This window comes from Bordetella avium (assembly GCF_034424645.1).
In the GTDB taxonomy this organism is placed as follows: domain Bacteria; phylum Pseudomonadota; class Gammaproteobacteria; order Burkholderiales; family Burkholderiaceae_B; genus Bordetella; species Bordetella avium.
The window spans coordinates 1,943,632-1,958,968 of record NZ_CP139969.1; the positions used below are offsets into that span (position 1 = coordinate 1,943,632).

A 15,337-nucleotide genomic window follows, 5' to 3' on the forward strand; every position below is an offset into this window, starting at 1 on the left:
AACTGTACGATCAAGAGCGGCAGCCGCTTGCGGCGAGAGTGGGGGTGGGATGTGCTGAACATGACGCCGCGCGGCCAAGGCCGACATTGACAGAATCGGTAGGGCAATCATAGCGGATGGCATGCGAGACCGTTACTGCGGTATGGTCTGAGCCTATGCTCTGGGGGCAGAGGCGGCCGTCCCACTGCTCAAGAGGCTTTGAGCGAGGATTTCAGATGCTGGCGCAGCAACTGCGAGGCCCATTCGTTGTCGCCGGCCTCCAGCGCCTCGATGATGCGCAGATGTTCCGAGGACGAGTCGACAAAGCGCGAGTGACGGTAAAACGCTGCATGCTCTTCGAGGCGGCGCAATTGGTTTTGCTGCTGCACCGCCTGCAAGATATGGCGGTTGCCCGAGAAACGGGCCAGCATTTCATGAAACGAGGCATTGAGCGCGAAGAACTCGGTGGCCGAAATGTTCTCGCTCAGGGTTTCGTGCGCGGCGCGCATCCGCTTCAAGGCCGCCTGGTCTATCTTGAAGCTGGGTTCCAGCAGGCCGGCGCATTCCACCGTCATGCGGAAACGATAGCTTTCGGCCACGGCCTCGGCGCTGTCCAATGACGGCGCGAATCGCCAGCCGTGGCCTTTGCGTTTTTCCAGCAGACCGTCGGCCGACAGTTGCAGCAGCGTCTTGCTCAGGATGGCGCGCGGGGCGCCATAACGCTGATGCAGCTCGCTTTCGGTGAAGGTTTCGGGCAGCTCGCGGCGGGCCCGGTCATCGATCAGCCGGCGGTAGAGCTCCCCTTGCGTAGGACCCTTGCCCTGAATGCGCGGCGCTGGCCTATCCGGCGCCAGCGCCGCCGCAGTGTAGCCACTGTGGCGACGGTGCGTGATCAGTCCTTGCGCAGCCAGCAGCTTGAGCGCGCCGCGCACGGGGGTGCGCGATACGGCGTAGTGCCGTGCCAGCGACGCTTCGGTAAGGTGATCGCCTGGCGCATAGCGGCCACCGGCCAAATCCTCGGCAATCTGGCGCGCCAGGTCAACTTGCAGGGCGGTGGGGTGAAGATCAGTGGCCATGGAAGGGAAAGCGCATCGGCGGAAACAGATGGTAGCGGACTTCGGCTTGCCTGGCTGCGGCTGGCCGGCAGTTCGTTGCGCTCTCCGACCAGGCCCAGGATCAGCTTGCGGATGTCATAGGCTGAGATCGACGTCTTCGGAGAAACGGTCGATCAGTTTATAACCTTGGATAGGGAGGTCCCGCCTTTAAACGTCAGGTCCGGAGCAAGCGGGGATGCGAATAGGGTGCGACCACCCAGATGTCTTTTTCGAGCAGATGGGCGGGGCGGCCGGTCTCGGCGCGGGCATATTCGAGGCGATCCTGCCTGCTTAAACCGAAGAAGGCCTCAACCACGCATCGTCTCCTGGCCGATGGTCTTCGCCATCGGCTGCGGTAAGCCGCGCCCATGCCTCAGCGCAGGCATGGGCGCAAGCGTCGCGAACCCCTTCGCCAGGCGCTGTCAGGCGCAAGCGATGGGCGGTGTGCTTGCGCGGATGGCGCTCAGGCCAGTTCCGGGCGGCCGAAGCGCCGGTTTTGCAGCACGGGCAAGGATAGGCGTGCCTGCGCGATGCGGGCGGGGTCGATATCCACAAACACCAACGCATCGGTTTCGGCGGCGCGCGCAATGATGACGCCCAGCGGATCGACCGTCATGCTGGCGCCGATATTGCGCGGGCCGCATTCGCCGGTGGCCACGACGTAGCAAGTGTTTTCCAGCGCGCGGGCCTGGCATAGCACCTGCCAGTGCATTTCCTTGAGCGGGCCGCGCACCCAGGCCGAGGGCGCCACCAACAGGTCGGCGCCGTCCAGCGCCAGGCGTCGGGCCAACTCCGGAAAGCGCAGGTCATAGCAGGTCATCATGCCGATTTTCAGTCCGGCGACCTCGACTAACGGCGGGATGTCCGCGCCGGGCGATACATTGATCGATTCCTGCACGTTAAAGGCATCGTACAGATGCAGTTTGCGGTACTGCGCCACAATGCGGCCGTCGCGCAAGGCGAACTGCACATTCCAGAGCTTGCCGTCGTCCGCCGGAATATGCACGCAGAAAAACACCGTCAGGCCGTGGCTGGCTTGCAGCAGGGCAGACATGAAAGGGCCATCGATGGGCTGGGCAGAACGCTTGACCAGGTCTGGGTCGGTGATATCGCGCGCCAGAACCCCCTCGGGCAGCACCAGTGCGTCGGCGCCACCGGCACGAGCGCGCTCGATGAGTTCGCGGCAGAGCACGGCGTTTTCTTCCCAGACGGGACGGACAGCGAATTGCCCCATGGCAATTTTCATGAAGATCTCCAGGTTCAGTAATGCGGCGGGCGCTCGTCGAGCAGACTGCGCCAGGGGCCGCCGCTGCCATCGCTTTGCTGATTGCGCAAATGGCCGATCTGGCCCGCCATCGCCTCGATCTGCTTTTGCTGCTCGAATACCAGCAGATTGAGGCGATCCAGCAGGTCTTCGGCAAAGCCCAGCTTGATTTCCAGCTCGGTCACACGCGCGGCGAGTTCTTGTTCAGTTTCCATGGTGGCTATTAAACCGCAGAGCGTGCCTGCCGCGCCAATCGCCGTGCGCCATGACACAATGAGCGATCTCTTCTTTACCTGGATCACCATGACCGTCACGCTCAAGGACTTCGAGCAAATCCGCCATGAATTGGCCCGTCCCTTGCTACTGCTCAAGGGCAGCCGCGGCATTTTGGCCTGCGGCTACCTGAACGTGGCGACCTTTGACAAAACCGCAGAGGCTGCGGCCATCGTTACCGGCGTGGTCGATCATGAGCAAATGCTTGCGGCGCCACTGATCGCCGTCAGTCAGGCTGCCCAGGCGCTGGGCTTGCGCACGGGGATGACGGGAGCCGAGGCGCTGGCTGTATTCAAATAATCTGCTAAATCTGGCGTGGCCGCGGGAATTCAGCCGTCTGCCAGCTTGGAGTTTGACAATGTGGGCCGGGCGATACAGACTCATTCGCCTGTTGCAGGCCTGGACTCTTGTCGGCCATTGTCAAACAATGGCATGCGCCGCGCTGATGCTCGTTGCAAAACCTGCCCCGGCAACGGCGCAGGTTTTTTCGTTTTCTTTGCGCTTGCAGCGCTCCTGGATGGTATGTCATGTTTGAGATCCAAGCCGCTCGTTTTCCGCAGGACCGTGATGCCTTGATCGGCATCATCCGCGAGTACCTTGGCAGTACCCGGGTAAGCCTTGAGTATCAAAACTACGAGGAAGAGCTTGATGGCCTGCCTGGCAGATATGCTGCGCCACGCGGCCTGATGCTGATGGCCTGGAGCAAGGCGGGAGTAGTGGGCTGTGGCGGATTTCGCGAGGTGGATGCGCGCACCTGTGAGATGAAGCGGGTTTATGTGCGCCCCGAGGCGCGTGGGCGCCAATTAGGCCGCCAACTGATGGAGCGCATTTTGCAGGAAGCGCGTGCGGCGGGCTATGGTCGCATCTGTCTGGACGTGTTGCCAGAGTTTCTGGCCGCGCAGTATTTGTACGAGTCCCTGGGCTTTCAGGCGGCAGAGCCGGTCACGGAAAACCCCGTGCCAGGCACCCGGTTTCTGGGCCGGGACCTGTAAGCGCGCCGAGGGCAGGCAAGATCGCGCCTCAGGCCGAGGCCATCGCCTTAAAGCGCGGCGTCGCGCTTTAAGGCCTTAGCCGGCTTGGGCGCCAGCTAACCCTGACGCGTATCAGTCGCGGCGGCTGGTCACTTCGACCAGGTGATAGCCGAACTGAGTCTTGACCGGGCCTTGCACTTCGTTCACCGGGGCACTGAACACCACCTGGTCGAATTCGCGAACCATTTCGCCGGGGCCGAAAGTACCCAGGTCGCCGCCTTGGCGGGCAGACGGGCAGCTCGAGTTTTCACGGGCGACTTCGGCGAAATCGGCGCCGTTCTGAATAGCGGTCTTGAGTTCCTGAGCGCGAGCTTCGGTCGAGACGAGAATATGGCGGGCAGAGGCTTGTGCCATGGTGTGCTCCTGAGCGGGCCTGAGGCCCGCATGAAAAATGCGGGCAAGGCCCGACGGGACCGATAGTGTAGCCGTCCTCAGTCTTCCTCATCGAGCAGGCGGGCAGCCTTGGACGACACGGCGGCGCCGGCGCGGTGGTAATGCATGACGGTAGCAACGCTGGCGTGGCCGCTCAAGGCCATGACTTCCGCCAAAGGCAGGCCCTGACGGCCTGCTTCGGTAATGAAACCGGCGCGCAGACTGTGCGCCGCATAATCCCCTGTCAGGCCCGCTTGCCGGGCGCGTGTCTGCACCATGCGGCGCAGGGCTTCGGCCCCCAGCGGCTCGGCCACGATGCCGCCACGGCGCACGCGCCGGAACAGGGCGCCCTCAGTGATGCCGGCAGCCTCCAGCCATGCCGTCAGCGCCTGCGCGGCACGGCCCACGACCGGCTTGTACATGTCGGGGCGGGCCCGACCCTCCTGATTGGTTTTTGAGTGCGCCAGCGTATAGAGATAACCGCCAGGCGTGGGCCGCGTGTTCTCCATCGTGGCAGCCACCACTTCAGAGCGGCGGCGTCCGCCGCTGGCCCAGGCGAACAAGAGCATGGCGCGGTCGCGCAGGCCGATCAGCGAATCATCACAGGTGGCCAGTAGTTGTTCCAGCGGTTCACGGGTGAGGGCGTCTTTGCCTTGGGGCAGCTCGCCGCGCCGGGCATAGGCGGCGCGGCTGCGCGCCATCAGGGCCCGCACAGCGCGTTCGCGGCAGGGGTTGGGTTGCCCCTGGGTTTCATGCGCCTCCGATAGCACCGCCAGCCGGTGCCGCACCGTAGACAGTTTCAACGGGCCGAGCGCGCCTTTCACGCCCATTGCCACCAATTGCTGATCAATGTCGGCGGGCAGGTCGTGCGCCAGCCCGCTGCCTGTGCTGTGTTCCAGATGGTCGGCAATGAATTGCAGCACGGCCGAAATGGGCAGGGGCAGGGCAAAAGGCCGGCCCAGGCGCAGGCTATGCCAGGCCGCCCAATACCGAATGGCGGCGCGATAGGCCGCCTGCGTATTGGGCGAACTGCCTTCGCGCAGCAAGGCGCGCAGCGAGTCAGCGCTGGCGCCCAGTTGCTCCAGCTGAAGTCCGAGCGCATTTTCTGGCGAGGCGGGAGGGCTGTTTTCCGCAGGGATCAGCGACTTTTGCTTGGTTTTGTTGTAATTCATATGTATGATGTATTTAATAATACATATTGCCTAGTATTAGCGCGGATAAACATCTATTATCCGCGTTAACTGGAAATCAGGCACGGGAATATCGTGCATAAGTAAAGGAAAGCCCTCATGGCCTTAGGCGTGCAGCAAGAAGACGTATCGGCGGCGGCGGACGCGTTGTTGCGGGCCGGCGAGCAGCCCACCATCGAGCGCGTGAGGTTGCACCTGGGGCGTGGTTCGCCCAACACCGTTGGCCCGCTCTTGAAAAACTGGTTTCGCGACTTGGGCGCCCGCCTGGACGCCACGGTCGAAACGGCGCCGGATATCGTGGCTGAGGCGGCTGCGCGCCTATGGGAGGCTGCTCTCGAAGCGGCCAGGCAGGCCACGGCGCGCCAGGCTGCGCAAGCCGAGGCCATGGCTCGGGCAGAGCAGGAAAGGCTAGAAGGCGAGCGCGAAGCGTTGGCCGAGGCGCAGCTGCGGCTGGCGCAGCGTGAGGCCGATCTCGAAGCGGCGGTGCTGGCGGCCCGCGCCCAAGCCGCGGCCGCCGAAGAGCGGGTGCAGGCTTTACAACTGCGGCTGACGCAAACCGAGGCCGAACTGCACGCGCAGCGTCAGGCGACCGAGCAGGCTCAGGCGGCCACACAAGCGGCGCAACATGCCGCGCACTCGGCCGAACGGGAGGGGCGCGAACACCTCGCCGCCGCACAACAGGCCTTCCGTGACGATCTAGCGCAGGCAGAAGCGCGTCATGCCAGCCATGAGCGGCGCTGGCTGACAGAGCTGGATGCACAGCGTCAGACCGTACGGCGCCAACAAGAAGAGCGCGAGCTGGCGGACCGGGCAGCCGCAACGCGCGAGGCCGAACTGGCCGCGCAACTGCAAACGGCCCGAGACGAGGCCCGCCGCACGGCAGCGCTGCTGGCCAGCAACGAGGCCGAGGCGCGGGCAGCCCAGTTGCAATGGGAGGCAAGGCTGGCGGCGGACAGCCAGGCGGCGGCGCTGCAGCGCGAGGCCCTGATGCAGCGCAACGTCGATCTGGAAACCAGTGCGGCGCAATTGCGCGCGCAGTTAGCGGTCAAAGATAGTCAGATCGCCAGCCTGCTGGCCGCCTCCCGCCTCAGACTGGAAGCGGATGAGGCACGGGCTGCAGGGGCGGATTCCCCTGCGGATGACGAAGCGCCTCAGCAGCCCTAAGCCCATAAAACTCACAAAAGTCGCACTAATTTTCCCGATATTTCATTTTTGTTCGTATTGCCTAGCCTTATTGCTAGCCCTAATCTGGACAGGCAGTTTTCTTCCTCATGATCGGCGCGTTCAAGGCTATGTCACAGATCGGCTCCCAATCCGTGCTCGTTCTGCTGTCGTTTGTTCTTGCGGTATTGGCTTCCTATACCGTGTTGCACATTGCGGCACGCGTCGGCGTCCGGCGCGATGGTGTCGGATCGAGCTGGTTCTGGGCGGGGGCCGGTATCGCGGGCTTAGGCCTATGGGCCACGCATTTCATCGGCATGCTGGCCTTCGGGCTGCCGCTACCCCGGGGCTATGCGAACCTCATCACCCTGATCTCCCTGCTGTTCGCCATTGCTTTTTCAGCCCTGGCCATTTGGTTGATGGCCAGGCCAGGCCTGGCCCTCTGGGAACGTGGCTTGGGCGCGATCATGGTCGGCGCCGGCTTGACCATCATGCCCTACATAGGCATGGAAGCGGTGCGTCCTTCGGCTGCCGCAGACCTCGTCTGGGCGCTGGTCGTGCTGTCTTTTACGGCCGGAATCGGCACGGCAGGGCTGTTCATCTATTGCGGTGATCGTTTACGCGAATTGCCCGCGACCGTGCCGAGTTTCTGGCAAGCGCTGCTCCTCGGTCTCGGGCTTAGCATCATGTATTACAGCGGCACGGTTTCGACAATGCCGCCCTCGCTGAGGCCTGAAGCGCTGACCGTCAGCGGCGAGGCCTTGACGCTAGCCCTCGTGGTGCTCACGGCGGCGCTATCCCTGGGTGCGATTCGCCTTTCAGCGAGCTATGCAAAAAGCATGGCGCAATCGACAGCCTTGAAACTGTCCCTGAGAGAAGCCCAGGAACAGCTGTCTTATCTCAGCGCTTACGACAGCGTCACAGGTGTGCCCAAACGCCATATCTTTGATGAACAATTGGCGACAACGATCGCTCAGGGCCGCGCCGAGGGCAGGAAACTGGCCCTGCTGGTCATCGATGTGGACGCTTTTCGCGCCATCAATGAGGCCTTCGGTCATCAGGTGGGTGACGAGGTGCTTAAGCAGACTGCACAGCGCTTGCAGTCCGTCTGTGGGCCGCATGATCAACTTGCCCGCTTAGGCGGCGATGTCTTCGTAGTCGCCGCCGTACTGCCGCCATCGTTGAATACGACAGCCGTGGCGGCCTCGTATCTGGCCAGTTTGCGTGAGCCTTTATACGTAGGCGGCCAGGAGCTGCGCCTTTCCGCCAGCATGGGTATTGCCCTTTATCCGCAAGACGGTCTGGACCCGCCCACCCTTATCGCCAAGGCCGAGGCGGCCAAAGCCCATGCCAAACAGCTTGGCCGTGAACGCAGTGCCTGTTTTACGCCGAGGATGAATATGGCGAGTGACCGGCCCGTGCGCGTGCTGGAACAATTACGTTCTGCTATCGACAAGGATGAGCTGCGTTTGTTCTACCAGGCCAAGATCGATGCGGCGACCGGCAAGCGAGTCGGCGTAGAGGCTTTGTTACGCTGGCAGAACAAGGCGCTGGGCTATGTCGCGCCGGATGAGTTCATTCCTGTCGCCGATCAGAACCATATGATTTTGCCCTTGCAGGTCTGGATGCTCGACGAGGTCTGCCGGCAACTGGCAGATTGGGACAAGGTGGATGCCGCTATCCCAACCGTAGCCATCAATATCCCCGAGGTGCAGTTTCAACAGCCGCATTTGGCGGACAGCCTGGCTATCGTGCTCAAGCGGCACAATCTGCAAGCGAATCGCCTGATACTGGAAGTCGCCGAGACCACGGCGATGAAACACGCTGCGCAATCTGTAAAAATTATGCAGCGCTTGCATGCCATGGGCATTGGCCTGTCTATCGGTGATTTCGGCACGGGTTATTCCAGTTTGCCCTATCTGCGGCGCTTTCCCGCCAGCGAACTGAAGATCGACCGCAGCCTGATTCATGGGCTGGGAACCGCGAGCGGGGAAACATCGGTGGTCACGGCCATTCTGGCGATGGCGCGCGCCTTGCGCCTGACCGTGGTGGCCGAGGGGGTCGAGACCGAGGCTCAACGCCAAAAACTGACGGAACTGGGCTGTGATGTCCTACAGGGTTATCTTGTCGGGCGGCCGGCACCGGCCTGGACGTTCGAGCCTCAGGTCGCCCGGCTGGCCTCTTGAGCACCGAGTTTAGCGTGGGCCCGACAATCAGCTCGAACTCGCTCGCGCCGTCACACCGTCTGGCGTTCCGGAGATCCTCGCGGCCGATCAGCAATAGCGTCCTGGCGCGAGCCAGGCGGCTCTCCAGTATCCTTGCCGTAACGCAGCGATCCCCCGCTTTACGCAGCAAATTCAGATAGCCAGGCGACAGAGGCTGCCGCCGCCGGGTCAGGATCTGCGGCGGCCCGAGTTCAGAAAGGGGGTTCTGAGGAGCCATCGCGCAAGCAGCTCGACCATGACCACCATCAACCAGCCCACGGCGTAGGCCAGCACATCGGCCCAACTCGCGGCACTGCCCACCACGGCGCGCAGCACCGGGTTGGGCAAACGCCATCCCCATAAGCCGGTCAGGTATTGGCCCATTTCGATGAACACCCCCATGCCGAACACCAGGCCAGCCAGCGTGAGGGCATGGGCACGCACAAAAGTCTTGAGCGCGAAGTACACCCACACCACAGCCAGCGCATCGCTCAAAAAGCGGGCTATCCCGCCGCGATCAGCCGTGGCGAGCACGACCAAGGCGGCCGAGAGCAGAATAACGACCGCCAGGGCGCGGCCGTTGAAGTGGATAGACATGCGCGAGATCGTAACCCGCGCCGCGGCGTCCGAAAAGCGTTTTCCTCCCTGCGGATCAGAGCTGTGGGCCTTGCATCGCATTGGCCTCGTTCCAGCCGTACAGCCACTCCAGGCTGTCATAAAAACGTGTTTGGGCATGATTTTTCCAAAGCGCGTTACGTACGACCCGCTCCACGCCCTTCGCGTGGTAGATGCGGCCCATTTCGCGGGTGGACCACACCACGCGCGCACTGCGCGGAATACGCAAAGCGGCATAGCGTTTAAGCGCGGCTGGCAGATCGCCCGGGCACTGCTCGACGGCCAGCCCGAGGGTCACGGCATCTTCGAGCGCCATGCACGCGCCTTGGGCCATGTATTGCGACATGGGATGCGCGGCATCGCCCAATACGGTGGCGCGCTCAACGCTCCATTGTGCGACCGGCTCGCGATCCGCAGTGGCCCAGCGGCGCCAGGAGGTCGGGCGATCCAGCAGTTGGCGCGGGCGAGCGTGAATCCCTTCGAAATATGACAGCACCTCGGCCTTGCTGCCGTCGCGCACCCCCCACTCTTCCTCCTCGCGGCTGTGAAAGGTGACCACCAGGTTGTACTGTTCGCCGCCCCGCAGCGGATAGTGAACCAGGTGGCAACGCGGGCCGGCCCACAGGACCGGAGCATTGATGCGCAGGTCTTCGGGCATGTTGTCGCGCTCTACGACGGCGCGGTAGACCACATGGCCGGTGACGCGAGCGGCGTCGCCGATGAGGTGCTGCCGGACTACCGATTTGACGCCATCGCAGCCGACCACGATATCGGCGCGGTAGCGTCGGCCTTGGGTGTCGCGGACCTCGGCATAACCCTCACCCTGCTCGAGGGCGGCAATCTGGGTGGCCGTGTGGAAAGAAATAAGCGGATCATTTTTGACCCCCTCGAGAATGGCGCCGTGAATGTCCGCGCGATGAATCACCGCATAGGGCGCGTTGAAACGATCGCGAAACGCCTGGCCAGTCTCGATACGCACGACCTCGGTGTTATCGACGGCATCCATCATGATGATGTGATCGGTAAATACCGCTTTCTGCCGCGCGGTGTCGCCAACACCCAGCGCATCGAGCGCGTTAAAGGCGTTCGGCCCGAGTTGAATGCCGGCGCCGATTTCACCGATCTGGGCCGCCTGTTCCAGTAGTTGGACCTGGATGCCCTGACGTGTCAGGGCCAGCGCGGCCGCCAGGCCGCCGATGCCGCCGCCCACCACGATGGCAGACGGCCTAGCCTTGGGAGATATTGCATTCATGTCTTGTCTCTCTCGCTTAGTCCTAGCCGCCCAGGAAGGCGGCTTGTCGGCGCAAATGCATTTGCAGCGCGGTATGGCCCGTGGCGCGGGCGGACAACTTCACTGGCCCTTGAGACCCAGTTTGGTAATAAGGGGCTCCCAACGCTTGCGCTCTTCATCCATATAGACACGGAATTCGGCCGGCTTGCTGCCGACCGGGTCCATCAATTGGGCTTGCAGGCGCTGGGTCACTTCCGGATCGCGGATCGCTTCGATCAGCGCGTCAGAGATCTTCTTCTGGATGTCGGCCGGTACCGTGGACGCAATAACAAAGCCGATCCAGGCCGAGCCTTCGATGCCCGGCACCCCGACTTCCGCCAGCGTGGGAATTTCGGGCAGCACTGAAGAGCGTTTGGACGAGGTGAGCGCCAGGGCGTTCAAGCGGCCGTCTTTCACCATCGGCATGACGGCAATAGGAGGCAGTGCGCCGAATTGCGTGTCGCCCGAGAGCAGCGAGCTCAACGCCGCCGGCAAAGACGGGTAGGGGACATGGGTGGCCTGGGCGCCGATCTGTTGCAGCAGCAGTTCGACTGCTAGATGCGATACCTTACCCGCACCCGGTGAGGCGAAATTGACGTTGCCGGGCTTGCGCTTGAGTGCTTCTAGCAATTGGCCGATGTTGGCGATGCCGGAACTGGCCGGTACGACCAGCACACTGGGCTGATGGACCGCGAGAGTCAAAGGTGAGAGGTCCGTCGCCGGGTCGTAGGGCAGTTTGTCGAACAACAGCGTGTTACTGACCAGCGGGCCGGTAATCGAGACGCCAAAGGTGTAGCCATCGGGTTGGGCCTTGGCGATGGCCTCGGTGCCGATATTGCCGCCGGCGCCGGGTTGGTTATCAACCACGATAGTCTGACCCAGGATGGAGCCGGCTTTCTCCGACACGATGCGGGCGACCTGGTCGGGGCTGGAACCGGGCACGAAGGGGACGATGGCCTTGAGCGGCTGCGCAGGCCAATTATCGGCATGGGCGGCGGGAGCCAGCGCGGCGAACGACAGAGCAAGCGCGCCAGCCAGGCCGCGCACATCGATCTTAGTCATGGCCGTCTCCCAGATTTTTCGCGGTGTTGAAATACGTTTGCTCATTGGCGAGCAGGGGAGGGTGAGCGGCATCGGTGTACTCGCGCCGCGGGCCGCCCTGGGTATTCGGTTCTTGCATGATCCGCCTTCGCGCTTACTGGATGAAATCGGGCTGCCGGGCCGGGGCGGCGGCCTGAAACGCGTCCTGAGCCTGGCAGTGTTCATAGACCTGCATCACGCGCGGGTAGGGCGCAAGCTCGCAATTCATGCGCGCCGCATTCGCAACCTGGGGTACGAGGCAGCAATCGGCCAGCGTGGGCGTCTCTCCGAAGCAATAGCTGCCATGGCCATGGCGTTGCAGCAGCATTTCGGCGGCGCACAATCCTTCTGCCATCCAGTGGGCGTACCAGGCATTCTTTTGCGCGTCGGTCGCACCCAGTTCTTGTTGCAGGTAACGCAGCACACGCATATTGTTGACCGGGTGGATGTCGCAGGCGATGCCTTGAGCCAGTTCCAGCACCCGTGCCCGGGTCAGCGGATCGGCGGGCAACAGGCGCGGCTCCGGATACTTGGCCTCGAGGTAATCGAGGATGGCTAGTGATTGCGACAACTGCACCTCGCCGTCGATCAGCAGAGGCACGCCAGACGACGGGTTCAAGGCCGTGAATGCCGGCGCGCGCTGTTCCTGCTTGCGCAGATTCACCGCCAGGTATTCATAAGGCAGCCCCTTGAGCGCCAGTGCGATGCGCACACGGTAAGAGGTGGAGCTGTTGAAAAAGTTATAAAGGCGGATCATGCCGTCACCCGCACCTTGAGAGCACCTAGCCCGTCCACCCCGCCTTCCATCACTTGACCGGCATTTACCGGCCCCACGCCTTCGGGAGTACCCGTGAAAATCAGGTCGCCCGCCTCCAGGCGGAAATAACGTGACAGATAGGCGATGGTCTCGGCTACCGACCAGATCAGCTTGTCGGTGCTGCTCTGCTGCCGGGTCTGGCCGTCGACCTTCAGCCACAAATTGGCGCGTTGAACGTCGCCAGCCTGGGCCGCCGGGTAGAGCGGGCCGATAGGCGCGCTCTGATCAAATGCCTTGCCCAGCTCCCAGGGGCGGCCCGCTTCACGCATTTTCATTTGCAGATCGCGGCGGGTCATGTCCAGGCCTACGGCATAGCCCCAAACATGCTCCAACGCAGTTTCAACGGGAATGTTCGCACCGCCTTGGCCAATGGCCGCCACCAATTCGATCTCATAGTGATAGTTGGTGGTTTCGGCGGGGTAGGGTAGTACCAGCGTCTCGTCCTGGGCGACCGGCACGACCGCATCGGCGGGCTTGCAGAAAAAAAAGGGCGGCTCGCGATCGGGATCGAAACCCATCTCCCGGGCATGAGCGGCATAGTTGCGGCCCACGCAGTACACGCGGCGCACAGGAAACTGATCGGCACTGCCGATAACGGGGATACCCACCACAGCCGGCGGGGCAAACACCATAAGCCATGAATAAATCCTTACAAGAGAGCAGCGGAATACCACCAGCAGGTGGCGCCTGAAGGTCAGCCTTCGCGGGACTCGCGCCAAAGACCGAGGGCGGCCTGTACCGGGCGGTCGGAATAGCTGAAAATCACCGTATCGTGCAGCGCCGCCAATTGCACCGGCAGCCAGGAAGGCGCCACGAAGACATCGCGCGGCCCGAAGGCGAATTCCTGCTCGCCTATTCTTGCGCTGCCCCGACCCTCGACCACGCTGTACACGGTCGAATCGGTGCTGCGATAGGTGCGCCCCTGAAAACCTGCCGGCAGCAATTGCATGAACGTCGCCATCGTCGGGATGGCAGCGCCGCCCGTGGCCGGATTCACATAGCGCAGCTTGACGCCATCCCAGGGGTCTAGCTCGCCGTGGCGGTAAAGCTGGTCCAGGGTCTCGCGGCTGCGCGAATAGGGATAGTTAAATAGGGGAGAGGCGCCGACGGCAGGCGCATCATGGCGCACGGGCAGCATGTTGTAGCCATAGCGCGCCATGCTGTCGCCTTCCGCCCGCGTGAGCACCTGGGTCGCGGCCGGATAGTTCTCAGCGAAACCCGCGTCCAGGGCCCGAATCAGCGGAATATCCAGTCCGTCCAGCCAAACGACGGGCTCGCCGCCGTCCACGGACTCGGCGTTACCGTGGTCATGCCAGGTCCAGGAGGGCGTGATGATGAAGTCGCCCGGATGCATGGTCGTACGTTCGCCATTGACTGCCGTATAAGCGCCGCGGCCTTCGACAATGAAACGCAGCGCCGATTGGGTGTGGCGGTGACTGGGCGCAATTTCGCCGGGCAGGATGAGCTGCAAGCCGGCATACAGGGTTTGCGTAATGCTGGCCTGACCTTGCAAGCAAGGGTTCTCCAGAATCAGCACGCGCCTTACGGCCTCCTCAGCGCTGATCAACTCGCCCGATGCCATGATGTCGGCTCTGAGTTCGTCGTACTTCCACAGAAAAGGCAGGCAGCGCGGCGCCGGCGTGGGCGGCACCAGCGTATGCAAGGACTCCCACAGCGGGCTGAGATGCCGCTTGGCAATCCGTGCGTAATAGTCCTGGCGTGACTGAGCAATGTCCTCGGCCATTTTTGTCTCCTAGCGCCGGTATTCCGGCTTATTTCGGACGTGTCACATCCGGTATGGCAAGCATTGTGACGCTACAGATATGCAAAACAAAATGAAATTTTGTTATTGTCCATACGCTAAAACATATACCTAAGACAAGATATGGACTGGACTCATAAGCTGCGCCGCCGACACATCAGAATGCTGCTCAGCCTGGCGCAAACGCATAACCTCAGCCATTCGGCGGTGGTGCTCAACACCACCCAGCCTGGGCTCTCCAAATGGCTGAAAGATCTCGAAGACGATATCGGCCTGCCGCTGTTTGAACGCCACGCGCGCGGGCTGGTGCCCACGCCCTATGGCGAAGTGCTCATCGCCCACGCCCAGCGCATCGATTCGCAACTCGATCGCGCCAATAAAGATATGGAGGCCTTGCGTGAGGGAGGAAGCGGCCGTGTGGTCATCGGCGCTAGCGGCGTAGCCGCCTCTGACACCGCGCCGCTGGCGATGATGCGCATGCTGGAGCGCATGCCCCGCGCCAGGGTAAGCCTGGTCGAAGGCACTACCGATCGCCTCACCCAGCAATTGGCGCAGGGCGATCTAGATCTCGTGGTCGGCCGTGCTGACCCGGAGTTTCGCGATCCAATGCTCGAGATGGAAACGCTTTTCGTCGACCATATCCATCTGGTCGTGCGGCCGCGGCATCCGCTGCTGCATGGCTTGGCGCCAGATTGGGAGGGGGTGCGCGCCTATCGCTGGATCGTGTGGCCCAAAGGCACACCGGTGCGCAATGCGCTCGATAATGCATTGGATGAGGCTGGGCAGACCTTGCCGCCAGATGTCATCGAAAGCAATTCAGTCACGGCCAACCTCACGCTGCTCAACAACAGCGACATGATAGGCGTGGCCTCGCATCGCGCCGCGCTGCGGCTCACTCAGCTCAATGCGATCCGCATTCTGCCCATCCGGCTATCAGGGTTTGGCTCTGTCGCCATGTATTGGTCGCGGGATGCCTTTATGTCGCAAGCGGTGCGCCTGGCGATGGCTTGCCTGCGGGAAGTGGCGGCAGGCGCAGCCTCCTGAGGCAGGAGGCGCTATTGAATGGCCGGCGGAATTGCGCAGTGTGTTTCTCATGCGGCTGAACACAGCAGTCATTGCCTGCGATTCAAGCCGGTCTCAATAAAAAATCGCAGAACATCGGCATAGAAGCCCTAGCCTATCTGGCCGAATCGCCGAGCCTGCGACGTTTGCCTCTGGCGTCATC

At 62.6% G+C, this 15,337-nt stretch carries 17 protein-coding genes and 1 pseudogene; 5 read left to right on the forward strand and 13 right to left on the reverse strand.

What is annotated here, in order from left to right:
* Positions 1–188 precede the first annotated feature (188 nt).
* The 4 genes and pseudogenes from U0029_RS09065 to U0029_RS09080 form a co-directional block, all read right to left on the reverse strand.
* Entirely contained in the window at positions 189–1,055 is an 867-nt protein-coding gene (locus U0029_RS09065; RefSeq protein ID WP_012417468.1) for a GntR family transcriptional regulator, read from the reverse strand.
* Positions 1,056–1,096: 41 nt separating this feature from the next.
* Positions 1,097–1,389 (reverse strand): annotated as a pseudogene (locus U0029_RS09070) (nucleotidyl transferase AbiEii/AbiGii toxin family protein); the annotation flags it as partial.
* Between the two features lie 147 nt (positions 1,390–1,536).
* Positions 1,537–2,319, reverse strand: coding sequence for a deaminated glutathione amidase (locus U0029_RS09075; protein ID WP_012417466.1), 783 nt, complete (start codon positions 2,317–2,319; stop codon positions 1,537–1,539).
* 14 nt (positions 2,320–2,333) lie between these two features.
* A complete protein-coding gene (locus U0029_RS09080) occupies positions 2,334–2,552 on the reverse strand; it encodes a SlyX family protein (RefSeq protein ID WP_012417465.1) in 219 nt (72 codons plus the stop codon).
* Between U0029_RS09080 and U0029_RS09085 the strand changes: the two genes are divergently transcribed.
* Both U0029_RS09085 and U0029_RS09090 read left to right on the forward strand, forming a co-directional pair.
* Positions 2,551–2,910: a YunC family protein gene (locus U0029_RS09085; protein ID WP_231838452.1), complete on the forward strand. Its 360-nt coding sequence runs from the start codon at positions 2,551–2,553 to the stop codon at positions 2,908–2,910. The genes U0029_RS09080 and U0029_RS09085 overlap by 2 nt on opposite strands.
* 227 nt (positions 2,911–3,137) lie before the next feature.
* A complete protein-coding gene (locus U0029_RS09090; protein ID WP_039051765.1) occupies positions 3,138–3,602 on the forward strand; it encodes a GNAT family N-acetyltransferase in 465 nt (154 codons plus the stop codon).
* Between the two features lie 111 nt (positions 3,603–3,713).
* Here U0029_RS09090 and U0029_RS09095 read toward each other — a convergent pair whose 3' ends face one another.
* Both U0029_RS09095 and U0029_RS09100 read right to left on the reverse strand, forming a co-directional pair.
* Positions 3,714–3,995, reverse strand: coding sequence for a peptidylprolyl isomerase (locus U0029_RS09095; RefSeq protein WP_012417461.1), 282 nt, complete (start codon positions 3,993–3,995; stop codon positions 3,714–3,716).
* Positions 3,996–4,072: 77 nt separating this feature from the next.
* A complete protein-coding gene (locus U0029_RS09100; RefSeq protein WP_370510828.1) occupies positions 4,073–5,185 on the reverse strand; it encodes a site-specific integrase in 1,113 nt (370 codons plus the stop codon).
* A gap of 117 nt (positions 5,186–5,302) precedes the next feature.
* On the opposite strand from U0029_RS09100, the gene U0029_RS09105 reads away from it, so the two are divergent.
* Positions 5,303–6,367, forward strand: coding sequence for a DNA-binding protein (locus U0029_RS09105; protein ID WP_114852512.1), 1,065 nt, complete (start codon positions 5,303–5,305; stop codon positions 6,365–6,367).
* Positions 6,368–6,474: 107 nt separating this feature from the next.
* Positions 6,475–8,550: a putative bifunctional diguanylate cyclase/phosphodiesterase gene (locus U0029_RS09110; protein ID WP_114852513.1), complete on the forward strand. Its 2,076-nt coding sequence runs from the start codon at positions 6,475–6,477 to the stop codon at positions 8,548–8,550.
* Between the two features lie 207 nt (positions 8,551–8,757).
* Here U0029_RS09110 and U0029_RS09115 read toward each other — a convergent pair whose 3' ends face one another.
* The 7 genes from U0029_RS09115 to gtdA form a co-directional block, all read right to left on the reverse strand.
* On the reverse strand, positions 8,758–9,165 hold the full coding sequence (locus U0029_RS09115; RefSeq protein ID WP_012417457.1) for a ribosomal maturation YjgA family protein: 408 nt from the start codon (positions 9,163–9,165) through the stop codon (positions 8,758–8,760).
* A 55-nt stretch (positions 9,166–9,220) separates the two neighbouring features.
* Positions 9,221–10,435: a 3-hydroxybenzoate 6-monooxygenase gene (locus U0029_RS09120; RefSeq protein WP_012417456.1), complete on the reverse strand. Its 1,215-nt coding sequence runs from the start codon at positions 10,433–10,435 to the stop codon at positions 9,221–9,223.
* 99 nt (positions 10,436–10,534) lie between these two features.
* Positions 10,535–11,515, reverse strand: a complete 981-nt coding sequence (locus U0029_RS09125; protein WP_114852514.1) for a Bug family tripartite tricarboxylate transporter substrate binding protein — start codon at positions 11,513–11,515, stop codon at positions 10,535–10,537.
* On the reverse strand, positions 11,508–11,633 hold the full coding sequence (locus U0029_RS09130; RefSeq protein ID WP_012417454.1) for a hypothetical protein: 126 nt from the start codon (positions 11,631–11,633) through the stop codon (positions 11,508–11,510). The genes U0029_RS09125 and U0029_RS09130 overlap by 8 nt, the downstream gene beginning before the upstream one ends.
* A 15-nt stretch (positions 11,634–11,648) precedes the next feature.
* On the reverse strand, positions 11,649–12,287 hold the full coding sequence (gene maiA / locus U0029_RS09135) for a maleylacetoacetate isomerase (protein ID WP_039051788.1): 639 nt from the start codon (positions 12,285–12,287) through the stop codon (positions 11,649–11,651).
* On the reverse strand, positions 12,287–12,982 hold the full coding sequence (locus U0029_RS09140) for a fumarylacetoacetate hydrolase family protein (RefSeq protein WP_114852515.1): 696 nt from the start codon (positions 12,980–12,982) through the stop codon (positions 12,287–12,289). The genes maiA and U0029_RS09140 overlap by 1 nt, the downstream gene beginning before the upstream one ends.
* 62 nt (positions 12,983–13,044) lie before the next feature.
* Complete coding sequence (gene gtdA, locus U0029_RS09145; protein WP_114852516.1) at positions 13,045–14,094, reverse strand: gentisate 1,2-dioxygenase; 1,050 nt, start codon at positions 14,092–14,094, stop codon at positions 13,045–13,047.
* Positions 14,095–14,235: 141 nt separating this feature from the next.
* Here gtdA and U0029_RS09150 point away from each other — a divergent pair, with 141 nt between their 5' ends.
* Positions 14,236–15,156, forward strand: a complete 921-nt coding sequence (locus U0029_RS09150) for a LysR family transcriptional regulator (RefSeq protein WP_012417450.1) — start codon at positions 14,236–14,238, stop codon at positions 15,154–15,156.
* Positions 15,157–15,337 lie beyond the last annotated feature (181 nt).

Excerpts from the sequence above, each read along its gene's own strand:
- U0029_RS09065 (WP_012417468.1), bottom strand. The coding sequence starts at position 1,055 with ATGGCCACTGATCTTCACCCCACCGCCCTGCAAGTTGACCTGGCGCGC.
- U0029_RS09075 (WP_012417466.1), bottom strand. The coding sequence starts at position 2,319 with ATGAAAATTGCCATGGGGCAATTCGCTGTCCGTCCCGTCTGGGAAGAA.
- U0029_RS09085 (WP_231838452.1), top strand. The coding sequence starts at position 2,551 with ATGGTGGCTATTAAACCGCAGAGCGTGCCTGCCGCGCCAATCGCCGTG.
- U0029_RS09080 (WP_012417465.1), bottom strand. The coding sequence starts at position 2,552 with ATGGAAACTGAACAAGAACTCGCCGCGCGTGTGACCGAGCTGGAAATC.
- U0029_RS09090 (WP_039051765.1), top strand. The coding sequence starts at position 3,138 with ATGTTTGAGATCCAAGCCGCTCGTTTTCCGCAGGACCGTGATGCCTTG.
- U0029_RS09095 (WP_012417461.1), bottom strand. The coding sequence starts at position 3,995 with ATGGCACAAGCCTCTGCCCGCCATATTCTCGTCTCGACCGAAGCTCGC.
- U0029_RS09100 (WP_370510828.1), bottom strand. The coding sequence starts at position 5,185 with ATGAATTACAACAAAACCAAGCAAAAGTCGCTGATCCCTGCGGAAAAC.
- U0029_RS09105 (WP_114852512.1), top strand. The coding sequence starts at position 5,303 with ATGGCCTTAGGCGTGCAGCAAGAAGACGTATCGGCGGCGGCGGACGCG.
- U0029_RS09110 (WP_114852513.1), top strand. The coding sequence starts at position 6,475 with ATGATCGGCGCGTTCAAGGCTATGTCACAGATCGGCTCCCAATCCGTG.
- U0029_RS09115 (WP_012417457.1), bottom strand. The coding sequence starts at position 9,165 with ATGTCTATCCACTTCAACGGCCGCGCCCTGGCGGTCGTTATTCTGCTC.
- U0029_RS09120 (WP_012417456.1), bottom strand. The coding sequence starts at position 10,435 with ATGAATGCAATATCTCCCAAGGCTAGGCCGTCTGCCATCGTGGTGGGC.
- U0029_RS09125 (WP_114852514.1), bottom strand. The coding sequence starts at position 11,515 with ATGACTAAGATCGATGTGCGCGGCCTGGCTGGCGCGCTTGCTCTGTCG.
- U0029_RS09130 (WP_012417454.1), bottom strand. The coding sequence starts at position 11,633 with ATGCAAGAACCGAATACCCAGGGCGGCCCGCGGCGCGAGTACACCGAT.
- U0029_RS09140 (WP_114852515.1), bottom strand. The coding sequence starts at position 12,982 with ATGGTGTTTGCCCCGCCGGCTGTGGTGGGTATCCCCGTTATCGGCAGT.
- gtdA (WP_114852516.1), bottom strand. The coding sequence starts at position 14,094 with ATGGCCGAGGACATTGCTCAGTCACGCCAGGACTATTACGCACGGATT.
- U0029_RS09150 (WP_012417450.1), top strand. The coding sequence starts at position 14,236 with ATGGACTGGACTCATAAGCTGCGCCGCCGACACATCAGAATGCTGCTC.